The following is an 18136-nucleotide window of genomic DNA, read 5'->3' on the forward strand; positions in this document are numbered from 1 at the left end:
AGGCGGCGACGTCACGATGATGAAACCGGTGTTCTGATGAGATCGGCGTCCAGCGCGATCCGCGCAGCGGCCTCGATGCGCGCGAACGGAACGTCGGCCCGGATTGCCATGTCGAGCAGGCTGTGCCTACCATCCGCGAGGTTGAGGACCCATAGCAGGTCCATCTGCGTCGCCCCGCCCGCCTCGCGCTGGCCGGCAATCGCGCGATACAAGCCGCGCCGTCCCAGTTGCGGCTCCCCTCGCCCATCGACGCGCTCATAGATGCGGTCGCGATCGAGCAGATCCAGCACCTCCTCGATGACCGCGTAGGACTGCTCGAGACAGTCCGGCTTGACGAAATCCAGATTGTCCGCCGAGGTGTGATATTCGGGAAACGTGCCGTGCACGCCGCGCATCAGGCACCCGACCGGCAGATCGAATCCCGGCGAGCAGAACTGCCGCTCGTCATATCCATAGGGGCTGAATGGCAGAATCTCATGAGGATGGCCTGAGTGCTTCAGGACATGCGCGACGGCGCGATCGATGCTCGCCCCGCTCCGGCTCTGCTTGTAGTGAAATCCACTGGAATCGCCGAGACAGGTGAGGACGAGGCCGTGTTCAACACGTCCGAGATTCCGCTCGTTGCGGTCGAGCCACGCGAGCGCGCCGATGGTCGCCGGCAGGAACAGAAATCGGTATCCGAGTCGGCGCGGCTGCTGCGCCTGCCGCATCGCCAGCGCCGTCATGACGGCAATCCCTGAGAGATTGTCGTTGGCGAGACTCGGGTGACAGATATGGCAGGTGATCAGGACTTCCTTGTCCGTCTGCCCGGTGACGAAGAATTCGCCGTAGGTCAACGCCCCCTGCGAGAGCTCGCTGTCGATCTCGACGCGGTAGCTGTCGTCCGTCATCCCCCGCCACAGACGATCTTGCAGGCAGAAGCCCCAATCGTCGGCATAGTAGCCGGTCCGGTAGGGAATGAGATCAGGCTGGTCCGGCAAGGTATGGACGTGCTTGGCAAGCTCGGCACGGCTGAGCACCGCCTGGACTGGCTTGCTGTAGCCCATCACGTGCAGATTGTTGTCGGCGAAGTCGACGAGAACGCGGCCCGACAGGGTCGAGATCGTCGCGCGACGAATGTTCCACTCTGCCGGCACGTGCCAGTCCAGGACCGGCGTGCCGGACGGCACCTCGTGAATCGCAAGCCCGACATTCCGCGCGACGATGCCGAGCGTCTGACGGACACCCGCCCCGGTGAGGCTGCGGTTGATCGGAAACAGTTCGGCGACCAGATCGTGGAGATCGATCGCCGGCGTTCTCGGACCAGCCGGGGATTTGAGGATGTCCAGCATGACGCGTCAGCCCTACTTCATCGGTCAGGCCGACGCCTGCGCGGCATCGGCCGCGAGATCGCCGGCCGGCAGCGGCACGATCGTCGGCTGGTAGACCAGATGCTCCGCCGGAGCTTCCACCTGATCGTATGGCGTGACGATCTCCTCGGGCAGCCGCGCGAGATCGGCCACCCGCAGGAAGTCGCGCAGGTTCGTGCCGGTCGATTCCGAGTCGATGTTGACGGCGCCGCGCCGGCTGCTGACATCGGCAAAATGCACGGTACGGAAATCGATGCTGAAGCGCGTCACGCCCGAGGTGTTCGGGACGGACGAATGCAGATGCGCTCCGGAGAAGATCGTGACGCCGCCGCTCGGCGCGATCACCCGGATCTGCGGATCCAGTGCAATCTCCTGCTCCGGCTTCGGCTGCACCCGTGTATCCGTCTTGATGTGCTGCGCCGCCGACGCACGCGAGGTCCTGTTCCACTCGTAGTAGTTATAGGTCCTGGAGCCGTTCTTGATCGCTTCATCGAAATAGCGCGGATGAAATGCAAGGCCGTTGTCCGGCGCGATGTCATACACCGGCAGCCACCAATTGAGCTGGCACGGCGGCGCCGAGTACCAGGTGTCGCGATGAGGGTGGAATGCGAACGCGATCCCGGTGGTGAGATAGTCGTTGCTGGTTGCCGACCGCAGCCGCGGCACGTCGAAATAGGTCAGCTCGGGATCGCAGCCGAACTCGCGGAGCGTGCCCTGCACCAGCTCCTTCGACCGGGCGTGATGGATGAAGAACGGCTTCAGCCTGGCGAGGATCTCGACGTAGCGCTCGACCGGGAGCTCGAATTGCGCCGTCCGGGGATCATAGGGATGAAACGCCTCCTCGATCAGCTCCCTGGCGAACGCGACCAGCGCATTGAGCGAGGGCGTCGGCGAATGTAGGAACAGCGCGCCCTGATACAGTTTCTGGCGCCGCTCGTCATCGGGCATCGTGGCATCAACGAAAATGTTCGTCATTCCGTGATCCTCCTCGACAAATCGTCAGAACGTTCGAGACGATCGGGCCGCTCCGTGGCCGCCAGATCCCTCCCCCAGGATACCGCGCTGTCGTCATGCTGCTTCACCAAAGACCCCGTTCGGCAAGCGAGGGCCAAGCGGCATCCTTGGCTGACAACACCGTCACCGGCTGCGGCCATCGGATGCCGATCATCGGATCGTCGTGCCGGAAGCCGTCCGAGAGCTGCTCGACATAGTCTTCGCCCATCAGATACTCGACCGTGACGTCGTCGGTCAGCGTCTGGAATCCATGGGCAAAACCGGCGGGAACGTAGAGCATCCGCGCCGTCGAGGGGCCGAGCTCGCAGGCATAGACCTCGCCGCGCGTCGGCGAGTTCGGCCTGATGTCGACGATGACGTCATGGATCAGCCCGGCGCTGCAGCGGACGATCTTGGCGTCAGGCTTCGGCGCACGCTGGAAATGCATGCCGCGGACGCTGCCGCGGAGACGCGTCACCGAGCTGTTGCCCTGCATCGGGACGAACGCGATGCCCTGCTCGGCAAAAGTCTTCGCGCACCAGGTCCGCGTGAAGCTGCCGCGCTCGTCGGAGCGAACGGTCAGCTCGATCAGCCGCGCATCCGACCGTCCAAGCGGGACAAACCTCATGGCTCAACACTCTTCGCGCATATGGTGCGGCAATGCCCTGCTCTACTCCTCGATCGTCGCCTTGGGGACCGGCACGATGAAGCGGCCGCCCCAGTCGCGGATCGCCGCCATCTGTGCCTTGATCTCGCTCTTGATGTTCCACGGCAGGATCAGGACGTAATCTGGCCTGGCTTCGAAGATCGCTTCCGGCGGCAGGATCGGAATGCGCACGCCCGGCATGTAGCGGCCCTGCTTGGACGGGGCGCGATCGACCGTGAAGTCGAGAAAATCGGTGCGGATGCCGCAATAATTCAGCAGCGTCACACCCTTCGCCGGGGCACCGTAGCCGACGATCTTCTTGTTATCGCGCTTGAGCGCCGTCAGCAATTCGAGCAGCGCACGCTTGGTCTCTTTGACCTGCTCGTTCCAGGCCATGTAGATGGCATCGTCATGCAGCCCATAGGCCCGCTCCCGCGCCAGGACATCGGCAACATTCGGGCTCTCCGCATGAGCGGCCTCCGCGTGGCAGACGAAGAACCTGATCGAGCCGCCATGCGTCTCCGGAAGCTCGACGTCGAACACCCGCAGGCCCGCTTGGGCGAAGATGCGCAGGCCCGCGATCAGCGACAGATACGAGAAATGCTCGTGATAGATGGTGTCGAACTGATGCCGCTGCATCAAGGTCAGCAGGTGCTGGACCTCGAAGGTCGCGACGCCCTCCGGCGCCAGGAGGATTTTGACGCCGCCGACGAAGTCGTTGATGTCGGGAACGTGCGCGAGCACGTTGTTGGCCGTGAGGAGATCGGCCGACCAGCCCTCCTCCCGGAGACGGGTCGCATAGTCGCGGCCGAAGAATTCGACCCGGGTCTCGATGCCCTTGGCGCGCGCGGCCAGCGCGACGCTTTCGCAGGGTTCGACGCCGAGACAGTTGATGCCCTTCTGGAGCGAGTATTGCAGCAGATAGCCGTCATTCGACGCGATCTCGACATGCCGCGAGGCCGGGCCGAGCTTGAAGCGATCGGCCATGGCTTCGACATAGCGGCGCGCGTGCTCGAGCCATGAGGTCGAGTGCGAGGAGAAATAGGCATAGTCGGCGCGGAAGATCTCGGACGCGGCCAGGAGGTCGCGCGTCTGCGCCAGACGGCACTCGCGGCAGACGAAGGTCTCCAGCGGATAGAACGGCTCCGCCCGCATGTAGTTGGCCGGATCGATGTAGTCGTTCGCGACCGGCGAGGCGCCGAGATCGATCAGCTTGAGGGTCAGGTCGTCGCCGCAGTGCCGGCACTTGGGCGCGACGCCGACGGCGGTGGGAAGGGTCAGTTCCATGGTGTCTCCGTCACTGTCCTTGCCGGCTGAGGCGAGCATCTGCCCGGCGCGGCCGGCGCGATCACGTCCATTGCAGCCTGTCGTTGATCCGGGCCGTCTCCATGTGGTCCTGCAGGACCTTGAGACGGATCAGATCGGACGAGCGAAACTCGGCATCCTTGAACTGCATCCTCTTGAGACCATCGACAAGGTTCTGGATCGACTGGTCCAGGGTGACCTGCGGCTGATGATCGGGGGCCAGCGAGCGGTACAGGCCGAAATCGACCTTGTAGGAGCGGCTGTCCACCGGCGCGGAGGTGTTGATCGACACGCTGGTCCCCGGCACGCGCGCGGCCACCGCGTTGGCGAGATCCTTGACCTGGTAGTTGCGGTCGTCCGAGCCGGCATTGATGGTGAGGAAGCGGCCGCCCGTCGCCGCCGGCCGGTCGATCGCCCAGTCGATCGCCCGCGCCATGTCGGCCACGTCGATCAGGGGGCGCCACGGCGTGCCGTCGGAGAGCACGCTGATCTGGCGGCGGGTGAGCGCGCAGGCCACGAAATCGTTGAGGACGAGGTCGAGCCGCAGCCGATCCGACATGCCGCAGGCGGTCGCAAAGCGCAGACAGGTGATGGTCATGCCGGTGTCGATCGCGGCGAGCTCCTGCTCCGATCCGATCTTCGACTTGGCATAGGCCGTGATGGGATTGAGAGGATCGCCCTCCTTGCGCGGCGGTCCGTCGGCGATGCCGTAGACGCTGCAGCTCGACGCGAACACGAAGTTCTTCACGCCGGCCGCCGCAGCCTTCCTGGCGAGCGACACGGTGGTGTTCTGGTTGATGTCGAGCGTCACGTCCTGGAAGCGATTGCCCATCGGATCGTTGGAGATCGCCGCCAGCTGAACCACGGCATCATAGCCGCGGAGGTCGAGCGACATGTCGCGGACGTCGCCATGGATCTGCTCGTCGAGATATCGCTCGGGAACGACAGGCGCTCCGGTCAGGCAGTGGGCGAAATAGGCATTGTCGAAGCCGTGCAGCGTCGCATCCGGGCGCTGCGCCCGCAGATGCCGCGCGACGACCGGACCCACATAGCCCATGTTTCCGGTGATCAGGACCTTCAAAATCTCACCCTCTACGATACCGACCAAAACAAAATTTAAATCACCTGCAATCGATTATAATTTAATATTCCAGCCGGCGTCCAGTGAATCCGTCGGCAGCGGCGGTGCCGCCCGCCTTCTCCGGCGGGATACGCAAAACTCGGTAAAAATCCCTTCTCCGCCATCTCGATCCGCCTGTTACCGTGCCCCATCCGGACGGCGCCGATCGATGCGGCATCAGGCAACCTCTCCCATTTAATTTATTCCACCAAATTAAATAATGCCACAATAGGAACAAATGTTGACCGCAAATCTCGGCAGCTTTAATTCGATCCATGGAAATGAGGACGTCCCGCGTGCGGGAACGCCCCGGCCTGACGACGCATTGATTGAAGCATTGAAAGACAGAGCATGACACTATCCGCCGGCGACTGGGTCGAAGTGCGCAGCAAGGAAGAGATCCTGGCGACGCTCGATGCCAACGGGCGCCTCGAAGGGTTGCCGTTCATGCCGCAGATGTTCAAATGGTGCGGCCAGCGCTTTCAGGTCTACAAGCGCGCCCACAAGACCTGCGACACGGTCACCGGATACAACACCGGCGAGTGGCTCGGACGGCGCCTTCCCAACGCGGTGCATCTCGAGCATCGCTGCGACGGCGAGGCCTATGGCGGCTGCCAGGCGGCCTGCCTGATCTTCTGGAAAGAGGCGTGGCTGACCCCGGTCGATCCGGCCAAGCCCGCCGCGGCCATCCCGGACCGCGCCGCTGCGCTTCAACCGTCCGGCGGATGCACCGTGCGCGCGGTGTGGGATGCGACCAAGTCGCCGGACCAGCAGCCCGGAAAAGGCCCGCGCTATGCCTGCCAGGCGACCGAGCTGCCGACCTACACCCAGCCGCTCAAATGGTGGGATGCCCGGCAGTACGCCGAGGACATCGCGTCCGGCAATGTCTCGCTCGCGAAGATGTTCAAGGGCCTCCTCTACTTCGCCTATGTCGGCGCCACCATGGCCCGCCGTCCGCGGCTCGGCCGGCCCGCGCGCTGGATCTACGACCGCATCCAGTCGCTGTGGGGCGGCGTACCGTTCCCGCGCAAGCGCGGTATCCTCCTGACGGACAAGGACGCGCCGATCGCCGATCTCGGGCTGCAGCCCGGCGATCTCGTCCGGGTGCGTCCGCACCAGGAGATCCTGGCCACCATCGACAAGCAGACCAACAACCGCGGCATGGGATTCGACGCCGAGATGGTGCCCTATTGCGGAAAGGTGTTCCGGGTACGGACGCGGGTCGAAAAGTTCATCGACGAGCGCACCGGCTACATCCGGCGGATGAAGACACCGGCCGTCATCCTCGACGGCGTCTATTGCCAGTCGCGCTACAGCGAGAACCGGTTGTTCTGCCCGCGCGGCATCTATGCATGGTGGCGCGAGGTCTGGCTGGAGAAGGTGCCGGCCACCGCGATCGAGCGTCCGCCGGCAGAGGAGATCGTCGAACTTCCGCGGCGGGCGGCCGGCTGACGGCAGGCCGCCGCCGGGCAAAGGGGCCGGGCGCCGCTCATCGCCTCGCCCATCGGGCATGGATAGACCGTGTGCGAGGGCCTCGCGGCGAGGCGGCTTCAGCCGCCGTTCACCCCAGTGACAGCTTGCGCGCGACGAAGGCCTCGGCGTAGCGCTCGGCGGCGCGGCATTCCATGCCCCGCAACCGCGCCAGGCCCATGAACGTTTCCGGATCGAACCATTGCTTGGAACGCTGGCTGCCGAAATGCGTCATCAGCAGCGCGACCTTCCGCTTCATGATCCGCTCGGAGAGGGGCATGTAGACGTTGGGCCGTCCGAGATCGCCGTCCCATTTCGGAATCTCGTATTCCAGAACGAGATGATCGCGGAATGTGTTCCAGACCAGGCGGTTGACCTGCCGATGGTCCTGATGGGCGTCGTCGCGGCGGTGCGCGAGAATGACGTCCGGATTGATCCGGCCCTTGAGCTGCTCGAACCAGGCCTTGATCTCCTCGCCCTGCTCGGGGAAGAAGCCGTCGCGGAACTGCATGATCTCGAGATTGCGGCTGGCGACCTCGGCGAGGAAATCATCGGCCGACGCCCGCGCCTCGACGCCGCGCTCGCCATTGCCGCTGAGCACGCACCAATGAACATCCAGGCGGATGCCCTGGTCGAGCCACGACAGCAGCGTGCCTCCGGCCCCGATCTCGATGTCGTCGGAATGCGCGCCGAGACACAGGACCGACAGCCGGTCGCCGCGACCGGCGAGCTGCAACGCCCTCATCCGTTCACCACCGCCGGAAGACTGGAGCCGAGATGCCAGGGCGTGTCGCCGCGCTCGATCATCTCCTCGAGCACCTGGCGGTCGCGGAGCGTGTCCATGGCCCGCCAGAACCCTTCGTAGCGGTAGGCCATCAACTCGCCGCGGTCGATCAGCCGCTTGAACGGCTGCACGACGAGCTCGTCCCCTTCCTCGATGTAGTCGAAGATCTCCTTGCGGAAGATGAAGTAGCCGCCGTTGATCCAGATATCGGAATCGTTGCTCGCGGCCATGCGGCCCACGGTGCCGTCGGCGTCGAATTCGGCGAGGTGAAAGCTGATCGGCGGATGGATGGCGATGAAGCAGCCGATCTTGCCGCTACGCTTGAAGCGATCGATCATCTCCGGCAGCGGCGCGTCCGTCAGGCCGTCGCTGTAGTTGGCGAGAAAGATCTCCTCGCCCTCGACCAGGTGCCGGACGGCCCGCAGTCGCTGGCCGATGTTGCGCCAGATGCCGGTGTCGACCAGCGACACCCGCCAGTCCGGCGGGCGGTCGCCCAATAGCTCGACCTTCTTGCCGAACTGCGAGATCGTGCAGTCGGTGGTCGCCGCCTGATTGTAGTTCAGGAAATAGTCCTTCACCACATTGGCCTTGTAGCCCAGGCACAGAACGAAATCCCGGTGCCCGTACTGGCTGTAATACTGCATGACGTGCCAGAGGATCGGCTGGTGGCCGATCGGAATCATCGGCTTCGGAATGCTCTCGGAATATTCCCGGATCCGCGTCCCGAGTCCTCCACAGAACAATACGACCTTCATGGCGCGACGTCCTTCGGGTTCTCAATCTCTGAAATGAGCAGCACTATCTTCAACCTCGCCGGCGGGCCTCGACGACAGCTCGCCGTGCCCTCGTGTCGCCCTTCCGTCCGCGCAGGGAAAAACTCCCTCCGCATCCGGTCGGCTACGGACGCCACCCGCGTCACGGGCGCCCGGCACCGGATTAATAATCCAATTATATCTCTTTTTAAATGCCATTCTTGGCGGCAAGCATCGAAATATCCGCCGCCTCAAATATTAATTTGACTACCTTAATTTTCCGGAGCCGCTTCCGTAGCGGGCACGGGCGGTATCTTTCGGCGCCTAAGCGCCACCGTCAGGCGTCACGCTGCCCGCGACGCAGGTATCGGGGGATAATCCGACCGCGCGAATAAATTCCAATGGCAATTTTTCATTGTTTAAATTAAATGCCAAAACATATAATAAATGGCTAATCGCTATTTAACCGAGTTTCGAACACCGACAACCCATGCATTACGTGGATCAGCCCGAGACTCTCGATCGAAACGGCATGCCGGCCGTCCTGGTGGAACGGCAGTTCCAGGGGCGCAAATGGCCCGTCCACTACGACTCGGTGGAGCCGTTCGCGATCGTGGCGGACATTGCGACGATCACCATGTCGAGCGTCCTGTCCGGGTTTCTGTATCACCTGCAGGATGCGGCGGGCGCCAACGACGTCAGCAAATCGCTCGGCCTGGCGATCCTCGTGTCGGCGCTGTTCGTCTCGCTGATGAAGATCCGCGGGATGTACCGGCCGGCCGAACTGCTGATCCTGCCGCGCCAGATCCGCGCGGCCTGCCTGACCTGGGTCACGGCGTTCCTCGTGCTGGCCGGCGCCCTGTTTGCGCTCAAGATCGGCAGCGAATTCTCGCGCGGCACGAGCATCGTCTTCGCGATGTTCGGGCTCGCGGCGCTGATCCTGCATCGCCGCACCACCGCATATCTGCTGGCAAAGGGCTTGGCGGAGAGACGGTTCTCGGGCCGAAACATCGTTCTGATCACCGATGAAGCAAGCAAGGACAACGCCGGGCTGACCCAGGTGCTCACCGACACCGGCTTTCGCGTCCAGCGGCACTTCATGCTTCCCGAACCCGGTGCGGATCCGGATCAGCGGCAGCGGATCGTGTCCAGCGTGATCGACTATGTGCGCGGCTCCGACATCGAAGAGATCGTCGTCGGCGCCAATCCCGAACCCTTGTCCGACCTGCGCACGCTCGGCGCCGAGCTGAGAGTCCTGCCGTTTCCAGTGAGCTTCGTGCCGGTCGGAGCGGCGTCGGACATCTTCAAGCGGCCCTGCCGCGAGCTCGGCAATGCCGTCTCCATCGAGCTGCAGCGCGGCCTGCTGAGCCCGCTCGAACACGCCACCAAGCGGCTCATGGATGTCATGCTGGCCGGCATCGCGCTGGCCTTGATGTCGCCGCTGCTGCTGCTGGTGGCGATCGCCATCAAGCTCGACTCGGCCGGACCGGTGCTGTTCCGGCAGCAGCGTTGCGGATTCAACGGCCGGGCGTTCCAGATCTACAAGTTTCGCACGATGTCCGTGCTCGAGGACGGGCCCTCCATCGTCCAGGCCCAGATCGGCGACAGCCGGTTCACCCGGCTCGGGACCTGGCTGCGCCGGACCAGCATTGATGAGCTGCCGCAGCTGCTCAACGTTCTGGACGGCAGCATGTCGCTGGTCGGCCCCCGCCCCCACGCCTTGGCGCACGACAACGAATTCGACAAGCTCGTGCGCAACTACGCATTCCGTCGCCGCGTCAAGCCCGGACTGACCGGCTGGGCGCAGGTGCATGGCTGCCGCGGCCCGACGCCCACGCGTGCGTCGATCGAACAGCGCGTCGAATTCGATCTCTGGTACATCGACAATTGGAGCCTGTCGCTCGACGTCGCGATCCTGCTGAGGACGCCGATCGAGCTGATCCGCGGCAACAATGCCTATTAGCGCATATTCGCAAGGGATTATGATCGCAAGCCTACCGGCGGAGCCGTGCGGGCGGATCGGACCGATCTCAGGCTCGAGACTGCGGATCGCGACGCGGGGGCGTCAGACCGCTCACATGTCGTTCGCTGATGTTGAGGGAGCGAATCAGGTGCAGAACCGACGCTGCGCGTCGCTCGGGCTATCGACGGGCTTGACTCAGTCGGCCCCGATTAGGCCCGCTGACGGCGACTTTTCGAACCGCCCGCCGCTCCATTGATCGCAAACTCCTCGATCCGATGCCCGGTCTTGATCGCCGCCACCAGCCAACGCGGCTGCTTGCCTCGGCCGGACCAGGTCTCGGAAGTCTGCGGGTTGCGATACTTCGGCAGAACCCGGGGATATTTGCGCCGCGCCTTGCCGCTGGTGGTGTAGGACTGCCCACCCTCACTGCCGGCACCTTCGATGGCGCCACGGCTGCGGTTGAGAACCGCCAGACGACGTTCGAGCTCGCGCTTCTCCGACGTGATCCTCACGGCGAGGATCTGACTGATCTGCTCGTGGAGAGACCAGAGGTCATCGAAAGACATCGCCTCGAAATCGATCTTCTTGGTGGACATACAGCGACCTTTGTCTGTGATCTCTATCCTGCCGGATTAACGTCATATAATTCGGTATTTCGTTCCGCAAGTGGCTCGCGGTCGGAAAAACTGAATATTTGAGTTATACCAACCCGGCCAAGCCATATGGTTGTAACTCAAATAAAACTCAACCCGCAACCCCATTTCCGAAACGATGTCGCGCCGCCTTCGAGATTGCGGCAGCATTCGTTTGCACGCCGGAAGAAGCCACCGAATCAACACGATCTGCAACGGATTCGTCGCATACTACGGCAAGACCGCGTCAAAGTGACGTAGTTTCGATGATCGAACTTGCGCGTATTTGATAGCTGACATTCTCACCACGACATGGTTTTCAAAGCTGCCGCGACGGACTTACAACCTTTTCGAGCGAGCACCCTGAAGACCCGGATCGAGATATTTTTGCATGCGCACAAAATGCCGCCACCGGGTTTAATTGAGCACGCCACCGTGAATATGCCGCAAAGCAGCCGACATCGTTCCGGCGAATCAAACGCCTTCCCTAAATATTGGATCCTTCAGGTGCGCTCACGCAGATCAGACTTGCGCACGTCGCGCCGACAGCGGGGCGCGCGGCGTCAGACAGGCACACACCGGCAGCGGAACTAACTGCCGCTGCGATCGGCCGTGAGGTTGAGGACGGCTGCGGACACCCGGCGGCCGATCCCGAAAACCCGTTGTCCAAAGTCATCGTCCGTGGAGGCGACATCAGCGGCCTGTGCGCCAGGTGAAGCGGCCGCATCGCATGGCTCGCCGCGATATGGTTTCGGGCCCGTCTTGGAGCGCCGTCCTTGCCCGACACGACGGCTGAAGGACGTCCAGATGACGTCCGGCCGTCGAGCGGCCGCCGACAGCAGCACGGGGCGACCTGACGCGTCATCAGGGTCAATGCCGAGCGGCTGTCGTCTCGCGCCGGCAAGCGGCGCGGCCATGACGGCCGGCCGCCGCAGCGATCAAATTCCGATGCGATTATTTCTGCTGCCTGGTTCGACCCGGCACCGCCGGCCGGGGCGGAATCACGTGCGCCGTCCCGCGGCCGTGCCGCGTGGCCATCGGGCGACGCCTGGGTGCCGCGGACTTCTTCGCGCGTTTGCCGAGGCTGGTGCTGATGGATTGGATCTCATCGAGCAGGACATCACAAAGCTCGATCTGCGACCGCAGCACGGATTGCTGCGAACGGCCCGACCTTGGCCGGCCGAAACGTAATTTGGCAAGGCGTATTTTATTCAGCGATTTCAGGACGGCATTCAAAGCGCGACCGCCGCCATCCATCTCAATATCCTCAATCAACGCGGCACCAAGCTCGTCACACAAGGACGGACCCCACTCGTTGGCGAGTTTTGAGGGCATCTTCCCCGAATGCCGAACCGTCATCGCGATGATGCACGGATTCGATTTTCGGCATTAAATTAACCACTCGCGACAAGTTAATTTACCATCTGACAGCAAGACATTAAATACTTCTGGCACTCGCTACGGTTTGCCGTAAAATGCTACCGCATTGCCAGAAAGACCTTTTTAAGCACCTTTCGTCCGGTACAATTGAAGCTTTAGTTTGTTCAGTCTACCCTTTTATGTCTCCGACCGTGCAGAATCGTCTCTACACAATTAATTTAATTCTAGATTACGTAAGAATACGGTGTGGAACTTGCCCATTTAATCGTCTGAGCGACGATCGACGTTGCCGAACGCGGCCGGACCGGCCGAGCACGGCCCTCATCAGTCCTCGCCGCCAAGCTTGACCATGACTCGGCCGAGCGGAGCGTCCAGCTCCTTCGGAGACGACGAGGAAGGGGTCGGGTTACCACACCATGGGCCGCTCCGGCGCCCCGCACACCACCGCGCGGCGGTACAATACGCCCTGGGGCGTCTCGACGGCGACACGCCGAATGCACCCGGGATGAATCGCAAGATTGTAATGAAACGGAGTGGCCTCGAATGTCCCGTGCAGCCGGCAGAGTCTGCTGAGATCTGGCCCGCACTCCGTCAGCGGATAGAGGCCGCGCGCCGACGCGGGATCGGATAGGCCCGTGAAGGCGATCGCGAAAGCGGCTGCGGCGATCCTGATCACGTTCGACAATTGCGTGCTCCGTTGCAAAAAGAGCCTCAAGGGCTGGCGCAGCAGCATAGACTTGATCGGCGGCCTTGGACAACCGGCCGCCCGCTTGCAGTCCCGACGCCCGCACGGCCTTCGAATCTCGCCAGCTACAGCCCGCCTTGGCGGCGCCGGTCCGCCTCCCTCGGCTGTCCGGCTGCCTCGGCTCACCGACGCGCTGCGCGGGCTGCGATGTCGTCGCCCCCTGCGCGAGCAAGCGACTCGGGCTAACCGTTGCGCAACGGCTTTGTGCTTAAAATTGTTCGGACCCTGTTAGGTCGAATGGATCATCCCTTCACCGTGGGACCTCCGGCAGCGCCGACAGCTTGGGGCGGTAATATGGTGATGTCAGACTGTGACCTAATTGGCACGGCCGGGCAAAAGCGGACCAATCCGAACGGCCGTACGCTTTCGTCCAGTATGGCCGCCGGGTAGGTTGAAACACGTGGGACGTTCTCCCTTCTTGGTGGAGGGAGCAGCGTGGGGAAATGTTTTTTTGCTGTATTCGGGGACGCGTTTGAAGGCCTTGATCAATCCGCCCGGGCCGACCGGCGGCGGGGGGTCTCCTGTGCGCAGCAGTACAGTGGACCCGCGCAGCTTTCATGGCCTTTGCCGCCGCTCGCGCGCGCTCCTCACCCTGGCGATCTTGGCGCTTCTGCCCGCCTGTTCCTTGCTCCCCGGGACAGGACCGACCAGCGACGCCGTGAACGACAATGCCACGGCCAGCGTGCGGTCGAACACGGCGCTTCCCTATGCGCTGGTCGACGTCAGCTCCGAAACGATCGGCTTCCTGTCGCAGCCCAATCTGATCACGTTCCAGGGCGTATTCCCGGACAAGCGGCCGAAGCCGGTGCAGGTCGCGGGCGTTGGTGACGTGCTGAACGTTTCCATCTTCGAAGCGGCGCCCGGCGGGCTGTTCACGCCGCCCACGGCCGCCGGCGCCCGCCCGGGCAACTTCGTGGATCTGCCGGCGCAGGCGGTGGACCAGCAAGGCAATATCCGCGTTCCCTATGCGGGCGAGATCACCGCCGCCGGCCGGACGCTGCCGCAGATCGAGCAGGAGATCGTCTTCCGGCTGCAGAAGCGCGCGCTCGAGCCGCAGGTCGTGGTCAGCCTGAACCAGCAGCATTCCAGCGTGGTCAGCGTGCTCGGCGACGTCAATACGCCGGGCGTGCTTGCCCTCAACAGCGTGGGCGAACGCCTGCTGGCCGTGATCGCACGTGCGGGCGGCCCGAAGCACGAGGCCATCGAAAGCTATGTGACCCTGCAGCGGGACGGCAAGCGCGTGCGCGTGCTGCTCAGCCGCGTCGTGCAGGATCCGCGCGAGAACATCTTCATCCGTCCGAACGACGTCGTCTACATCACGCGGGAATCCCCGACTTTCACGGCCCTCGGCGCCCTCAATCAGAACGTCTTCGGCTTCAATTCCGAGATTTCGTTCGATACCGAGACCCTCACGCTGGCCCAGGCGATCGGCAAGGCGGGCGGACTGAACGATCAGCAATCTGATCCGGCCGAGGTCTTCCTGTATCGCTACGAGGAGCGCCCGCTGCTGCAGAAGCTCGGCGTCGATACCAGCCGCTTCATCTACGACCGCATTCCGACCATCTATCATATCAACCTGCGCGATCCCTCCGGCATGCTGCTGGCTTCGGGCTTCCAGATGCGCAGCAAGGACGTGATGTACGTCGCCAATGCCAAGGTCGTCGACTACTACAAGCTTCTGACCCTGATCAACACCACGGCGACGACGACGTCCAACACGGCGACTTCGGTGATCAACGTCAACACGGCGACGAAGACCCGGTGGTGAAGCGCAACGGCGGGCCGGTAGCGGCCTGAACGGGCGCCGGAGCGTCGAGGGGCGGCGGACCGGAGTCCGCCCCGCGCGATGTCGTGGCATCGGACGGCCGTCGTGTGACAAGCCGTTACAATCCAGCCAATCACCGCGACCAAACGACACCGGCGGTGCATCAGGCCGCGACATCGAACGCGCAGTATCCCCTTGCAGGCGACGCGATCGCCCGCGCGAACGAATTGGGAGACTGACGTGAAGACATCCATCGCGACATTTCTGCTCGTGGCAGTGCTTTCGGCGGCAGCAGCGGTCGACGCGAATGCCTGGACCCGCAGCGGCTCGGTCACCGGACCGCGCGGCACCACCTCATTTGGCGGCTCAGGCAGCTGCTCCGGCGGCGCCTGCGCCTGGCAGGGTGGCGGCACCGGTCCCGCCGGCCGCAGCTGGTCGCGCTCCGGCTCCGCGAGCTGCAGCGACGGCAGCTGCACCCGGCAGGGCCAGGGCACGGGACCGCGCGGCAATTCCTACAGCTACAGCCGCACCGTCACGCGCTGAGCAGACGCCGCGGCGCCGCTGGCCGCGGCCCTCCGGAAGCATTGACATCGCCGGTCCGCCTGCTGTTCCGGAGCGGGCCGGCGCGCCGTCTCCATCCGATGACGCCGGACACGCGCCATGCCCATCCTCTCTTCCCTGCCCCCGTCGACGCGCATGATCGTGCTGCTGACGGCGATCGGCTTCATGACGCTGGAATATGGGCTCAGCCGGCTCGCCGGTCGCGAGACTCACGACCTGCGTGAGACCGCAGCCTCGTTCGCCGTCGCGGTCGGACAGCACCTGATCCGCGCAATGGTCGCGCTCGTCGCGGCCGTTCCCTTCATCATCGCCTATCGCCACAGGATCTTCGATTTCGATCCGAGCCGGCCGCTGGCCCTGCTCGCATTGTTTCTCGCCAGCGAGTTCGTCTATTACTGGCACCATCGCGCCTCGCATCGGGTTCGCTGGCTGTGGGCCACGCATGCCGTGCATCACTCTTCCACGCGTCTGAACCTGACCGCAGCGATTCGTCTCGGCTGGACGAGCGAGATCTCCGGTCATTTCCTGTTCTATCTGCCGCTGGCGCTGCTCGGCTTCCATCCGCTCGCCATCATCGCCATGCTCGGCGTCAATCTGCTCTACCAGTTCTTCATCCATACCGAGCTCGCGCCGCATCTCGGTCCGCTCGAATCTGTGCTGAACACGCCGCGGCATCACCGCGTCCACCACGCGGCCAACGCGTCCTGTCTCGATCGCAACTATGGCGGCGTACTCATCATTTTCGACCGGCTGTTCGGCAGTTTCGCCGAGGCCCCGGCCGGCGAGACGCTGCGCTATGGCCTCGTCGGCGTTGAACCGAGCTTCAATCCGTTGCGGATCGCATTTGGCGAATGGATTGCGATCGCCCGCGACCTTACGGCGGCGCGGAACTGGGCCACGCGGCTGCGCGTGCTGACCGCGGCCCCCGGAGACAAGCGCCACCGCCGGGAGTCATCCGACAACCGAGAAGGATGCTCATGACGTCACATCTCCGATCGTCCATGGCCGCCATGGCGGCCGTTCTGCTCGTCTCGACCACGGCCGTCGCCGCGGAGCGCGGCATCACCATCGACACAAGCGACGGTCCGCGCCATGCGCTGGTGATGACCGCGGGCAGGACGCCGCAGCCGACCGTGATCGTGCTCCATGGCGCGCTCGGCAGCGGCGCCGGCACCGCCCGCACGACGGGCTTTGCCGAAGCTGCGGCGGCCCATGGCTTCGCCGCGGTCTTTCCCGATGGCATCAACCGGCAATGGAATGACGGCCGCGACGGCCGCTCCGGCGGTCCCGATGATATCGGTTTCATCCGCGCCCTGGTGCGGCAGCTCGTCGCCGACGGCACAGCCGATTCCCGGCGCATCTATCTCGCCGGCATTTCGAATGGCGGCATGATGAGCTTCACCCTGGCCTGCAAGGCGCCGGAGCTGTTTGCCGGCATCGGCACGGTGATCGCCAACATGCCTGAAGGCATCGAGCCCTGCGCCGCGCGGCCGCTGCCGGTGGTGATGATCAACGGCACGGCTGATCCGATGGTGCCCTATCGCGGCGGCGAGGTCGGGCTGCGCGGCGGGCGCGGCCGGGTGTGGAGCGCTGACAGGACGGCGGAGTTCTTTGCGCGGCGCGACGGTTGCGGCGCGCGCCAGGCCGTCGCGCTGCCGCATCGGGATCTCGCCAGCGACACCTCCGTCACGCAACTCAGCTGGCGCGATTGCCAGGTGATCGGCGGCGTGTCGCTGTATCGCGTCGAAGGTGGCGGACATGCCCTGCCCGGCCGCCGCCCGCTGGCGCCGCGCCTGCTCGGCCCGAGCAATTTCGACATCGATGCCGCCGAGGTCATTCTCCGCGCGTTCGATCTCGCGCGCACGCTGTAGTCCGGCAAGTCCGCCCAGGCTCCGAGCGTGACGAGACGGAGCGGTCACCCGTGGGCACGCGAGCTCAGGCGGCGATCGTCGGCGTGGTGTTCGGCTCACGCGCCAGCTCTGCCTCGCCGTGCGAAGGAAGATTCTCACTGCGGATGCCGAGCGGCGATCCGATCCACAACGCATGCGCGGTGTGATCGGCCAACGGCTCGGTCGTGTTCGGATGCACGAGCACGCTGAGGCGACCATGATTGAGCATCAGCCATGACACCAGCACTGGAAACACGTCGACCGCGAAGGCGACTTGATACATCGGCCGCTCGTGAGGCCCGACCAGCGCGTCATGCCAACGCCCGAGCGTCACGAGGAAGCGGTCGGCCATCCACTGCCGTAGCTGTGCGGCTTCGGTTCGAGTGGCATCATCGAAATAGATGTGGGCATGAAAGCTCGCAATTGCGCTCAGGCGATGCGGCTGCGCCGCCGAGGTCGTTTCCATCCGCGCCTCTCGATCATTTCAATCGCGTTGGCCGCGCAGGCGAACCGATGCGGCATGGTCATCCTCGCATCGCTAGCCTGCCCTCGGCCGCGCCGCGAGTCGTCGCCGGCGGACGCTGGCCTCGAGATCTCGGCGGGGCTCGAGCTTCGACCCAGACAGCATGTCGCCGCGCGAACGACCGCATCAGGACAAACGACAACGCCGCGCTGAGGTTTCAGCGCGGCGTTGTTGTTTTGAGCGTGAAGAGGGGATGTCCTTTGCAGGCCTGGCAGCGACCTACTCTCCCAGGGCTTGAGCCATAGTACCATTGGCGCTG

Annotated in this window: 17 protein-coding genes; 6 read left to right on the plus strand and 11 right to left on the minus strand. The window is 64.0% G+C overall.

Going from position 1 to position 18136, the window contains the following annotated elements; all coding sequences use genetic code 11:
* Positions 1-11 precede the first annotated feature (11 nt).
* The 5 genes from QX128_RS16185 to QX128_RS16205 all read right to left on the minus strand — a co-directional run bounded on the left by QX128_RS16185 (position 12) and on the right by QX128_RS16205 (position 5374).
* Positions 12-1331 carry a DUF4910 domain-containing protein gene (locus tag QX128_RS16185; protein WP_316237936.1) on the minus strand — a complete coding sequence of 440 codons (1320 nt, stop codon included), beginning with the start codon at positions 1329-1331 and terminating at the stop codon, positions 12-14.
* 24 nt (positions 1332-1355) lie between these two features.
* Complete coding sequence (locus QX128_RS16190) at positions 1356-2324, minus strand: phytanoyl-CoA dioxygenase family protein (RefSeq protein ID WP_316180496.1); 969 nt, start codon at positions 2322-2324, stop codon at positions 1356-1358.
* Between the two features lie 103 nt (positions 2325-2427).
* Positions 2428-2970 (minus strand): dTDP-4-dehydrorhamnose 3,5-epimerase, encoded by a 543-nt coding sequence (locus tag QX128_RS16195; protein ID WP_316180494.1) that lies wholly within the window; start codon positions 2968-2970, stop codon positions 2428-2430.
* Between the two features lie 42 nt (positions 2971-3012).
* Positions 3013-4275, minus strand: coding sequence for a class I SAM-dependent methyltransferase (locus QX128_RS16200; RefSeq protein WP_315802908.1), 1263 nt, complete (start codon positions 4273-4275; stop codon positions 3013-3015).
* 61 nt (positions 4276-4336) lie between these two features.
* Entirely contained in the window at positions 4337-5374 is a 1038-nt protein-coding gene (locus QX128_RS16205) for an SDR family oxidoreductase (RefSeq protein ID WP_315802907.1), read from the minus strand.
* Positions 5375-5764: 390 nt separating this feature from the next.
* Between QX128_RS16205 and QX128_RS16210 the strand changes: the two genes are divergently transcribed.
* The gene (locus QX128_RS16210) at positions 5765-6865 is read left to right on the plus strand and encodes a hypothetical protein (protein ID WP_315802906.1); all 1101 of its coding nucleotides are present in this window, start codon (positions 5765-5767) and stop codon (positions 6863-6865) included.
* Between the two features lie 109 nt (positions 6866-6974).
* Here the strand turns inward: QX128_RS16210 and QX128_RS16215 are convergent, their stop codons facing one another.
* Both QX128_RS16215 and QX128_RS16220 read right to left on the minus strand, forming a co-directional pair.
* On the minus strand, positions 6975-7628 hold the full coding sequence (locus QX128_RS16215) for a PIG-L deacetylase family protein (RefSeq protein ID WP_316237937.1): 654 nt from the start codon (positions 7626-7628) through the stop codon (positions 6975-6977).
* Positions 7625-8422, minus strand: coding sequence for a glucose-1-phosphate cytidylyltransferase (locus QX128_RS16220; RefSeq protein WP_315802904.1), 798 nt, complete (start codon positions 8420-8422; stop codon positions 7625-7627). The genes QX128_RS16215 and QX128_RS16220 overlap by 4 nt, the downstream gene beginning before the upstream one ends.
* A gap of 487 nt (positions 8423-8909) precedes the next feature.
* Here QX128_RS16220 and QX128_RS16225 point away from each other — a divergent pair, with 487 nt between their 5' ends.
* Positions 8910-10382, plus strand: a complete 1473-nt coding sequence (locus tag QX128_RS16225; RefSeq protein ID WP_316237938.1) for an undecaprenyl-phosphate glucose phosphotransferase — start codon at positions 8910-8912, stop codon at positions 10380-10382.
* Positions 10383-10591: 209 nt separating this feature from the next.
* On the opposite strand, the gene QX128_RS16230 is transcribed toward QX128_RS16225, so the two are convergent.
* The 3 genes from QX128_RS16230 to QX128_RS16240 form a co-directional block, all read right to left on the minus strand.
* On the minus strand, positions 10592-10978 hold the full coding sequence (locus QX128_RS16230; RefSeq protein WP_315802902.1) for an H-NS histone family protein: 387 nt from the start codon (positions 10976-10978) through the stop codon (positions 10592-10594).
* Between the two features lie 990 nt (positions 10979-11968).
* Positions 11969-12373: a hypothetical protein gene (locus QX128_RS16235; RefSeq protein WP_315802901.1), complete on the minus strand. Its 405-nt coding sequence runs from the start codon at positions 12371-12373 to the stop codon at positions 11969-11971.
* Positions 12374-12800: 427 nt separating this feature from the next.
* Complete coding sequence (locus QX128_RS16240; protein WP_316180484.1) at positions 12801-13127, minus strand: hypothetical protein; 327 nt, start codon at positions 13125-13127, stop codon at positions 12801-12803.
* A 670-nt stretch (positions 13128-13797) separates the two neighbouring features.
* Here QX128_RS16240 and QX128_RS16245 point away from each other — a divergent pair.
* From QX128_RS16245 to QX128_RS16260, 4 genes are all read left to right on the plus strand, one after another.
* On the plus strand, positions 13798-14907 hold the full coding sequence (locus tag QX128_RS16245) for a polysaccharide biosynthesis/export family protein (RefSeq protein ID WP_316237939.1): 1110 nt from the start codon (positions 13798-13800) through the stop codon (positions 14905-14907).
* Positions 14908-15144: 237 nt separating this feature from the next.
* Positions 15145-15447 (plus strand): hypothetical protein, encoded by a 303-nt coding sequence (locus tag QX128_RS16250; protein ID WP_315717381.1) that lies wholly within the window; start codon positions 15145-15147, stop codon positions 15445-15447.
* Between the two features lie 117 nt (positions 15448-15564).
* Entirely contained in the window at positions 15565-16446 is an 882-nt protein-coding gene (locus QX128_RS16255) for a sterol desaturase family protein (RefSeq protein WP_316237940.1), read from the plus strand.
* Positions 16443-17336, plus strand: coding sequence for an alpha/beta hydrolase family esterase (locus QX128_RS16260; protein ID WP_315802898.1), 894 nt, complete (start codon positions 16443-16445; stop codon positions 17334-17336). The genes QX128_RS16255 and QX128_RS16260 overlap by 4 nt, the downstream gene beginning before the upstream one ends.
* 64 nt (positions 17337-17400) lie before the next feature.
* On the opposite strand, the gene QX128_RS16265 is transcribed toward QX128_RS16260, so the two are convergent.
* Positions 17401-17820: a DOPA 4,5-dioxygenase family protein gene (locus tag QX128_RS16265; protein WP_316237941.1), complete on the minus strand. Its 420-nt coding sequence runs from the start codon at positions 17818-17820 to the stop codon at positions 17401-17403.
* Positions 17821-18136: the final 316 nt, after the last annotated feature.

Origin of the sequence: Bradyrhizobium sp. SZCCHNR1015, assembly GCF_032489875.1 — a bacterium.
In the GTDB taxonomy this organism is placed as follows: Bacteria; Pseudomonadota; Alphaproteobacteria; order Rhizobiales; family Xanthobacteraceae; genus Bradyrhizobium.

Coding starts and splice junctions, on each gene's coding strand:
- QX128_RS16225 (WP_316237938.1), top strand. CDS start 8,910: ATGCATTACGTGGATCAGCCCGAGACTCTCGATCGAAACGGCATGCCG.
- QX128_RS16265 (WP_316237941.1), bottom strand. CDS start 17,820: ATGGAAACGACCTCGGCGGCGCAGCCGCATCGCCTGAGCGCAATTGCG.
- QX128_RS16230 (WP_315802902.1), bottom strand. CDS start 10,978: ATGTCCACCAAGAAGATCGATTTCGAGGCGATGTCTTTCGATGACCTC.
- QX128_RS16235 (WP_315802901.1), bottom strand. CDS start 12,373: ATGACGGTTCGGCATTCGGGGAAGATGCCCTCAAAACTCGCCAACGAG.
- QX128_RS16255 (WP_316237940.1), top strand. CDS start 15,565: ATGCCCATCCTCTCTTCCCTGCCCCCGTCGACGCGCATGATCGTGCTG.
- QX128_RS16260 (WP_315802898.1), top strand. CDS start 16,443: ATGACGTCACATCTCCGATCGTCCATGGCCGCCATGGCGGCCGTTCTG.
- QX128_RS16220 (WP_315802904.1), bottom strand. CDS start 8,422: ATGAAGGTCGTATTGTTCTGTGGAGGACTCGGGACGCGGATCCGGGAA.
- QX128_RS16215 (WP_316237937.1), bottom strand. CDS start 7,628: ATGAGGGCGTTGCAGCTCGCCGGTCGCGGCGACCGGCTGTCGGTCCTG.
- QX128_RS16200 (WP_315802908.1), bottom strand. CDS start 4,275: ATGGAACTGACCCTTCCCACCGCCGTCGGCGTCGCGCCCAAGTGCCGG.
- QX128_RS16190 (WP_316180496.1), bottom strand. CDS start 2,324: ATGACGAACATTTTCGTTGATGCCACGATGCCCGATGACGAGCGGCGC.
- QX128_RS16195 (WP_316180494.1), bottom strand. CDS start 2,970: ATGAGGTTTGTCCCGCTTGGACGGTCGGATGCGCGGCTGATCGAGCTG.
- QX128_RS16240 (WP_316180484.1), bottom strand. CDS start 13,127: ATGCTGCTGCGCCAGCCCTTGAGGCTCTTTTTGCAACGGAGCACGCAA.
- QX128_RS16185 (WP_316237936.1), bottom strand. CDS start 1,331: ATGCTGGACATCCTCAAATCCCCGGCTGGTCCGAGAACGCCGGCGATC.
- QX128_RS16210 (WP_315802906.1), top strand. CDS start 5,765: ATGACACTATCCGCCGGCGACTGGGTCGAAGTGCGCAGCAAGGAAGAG.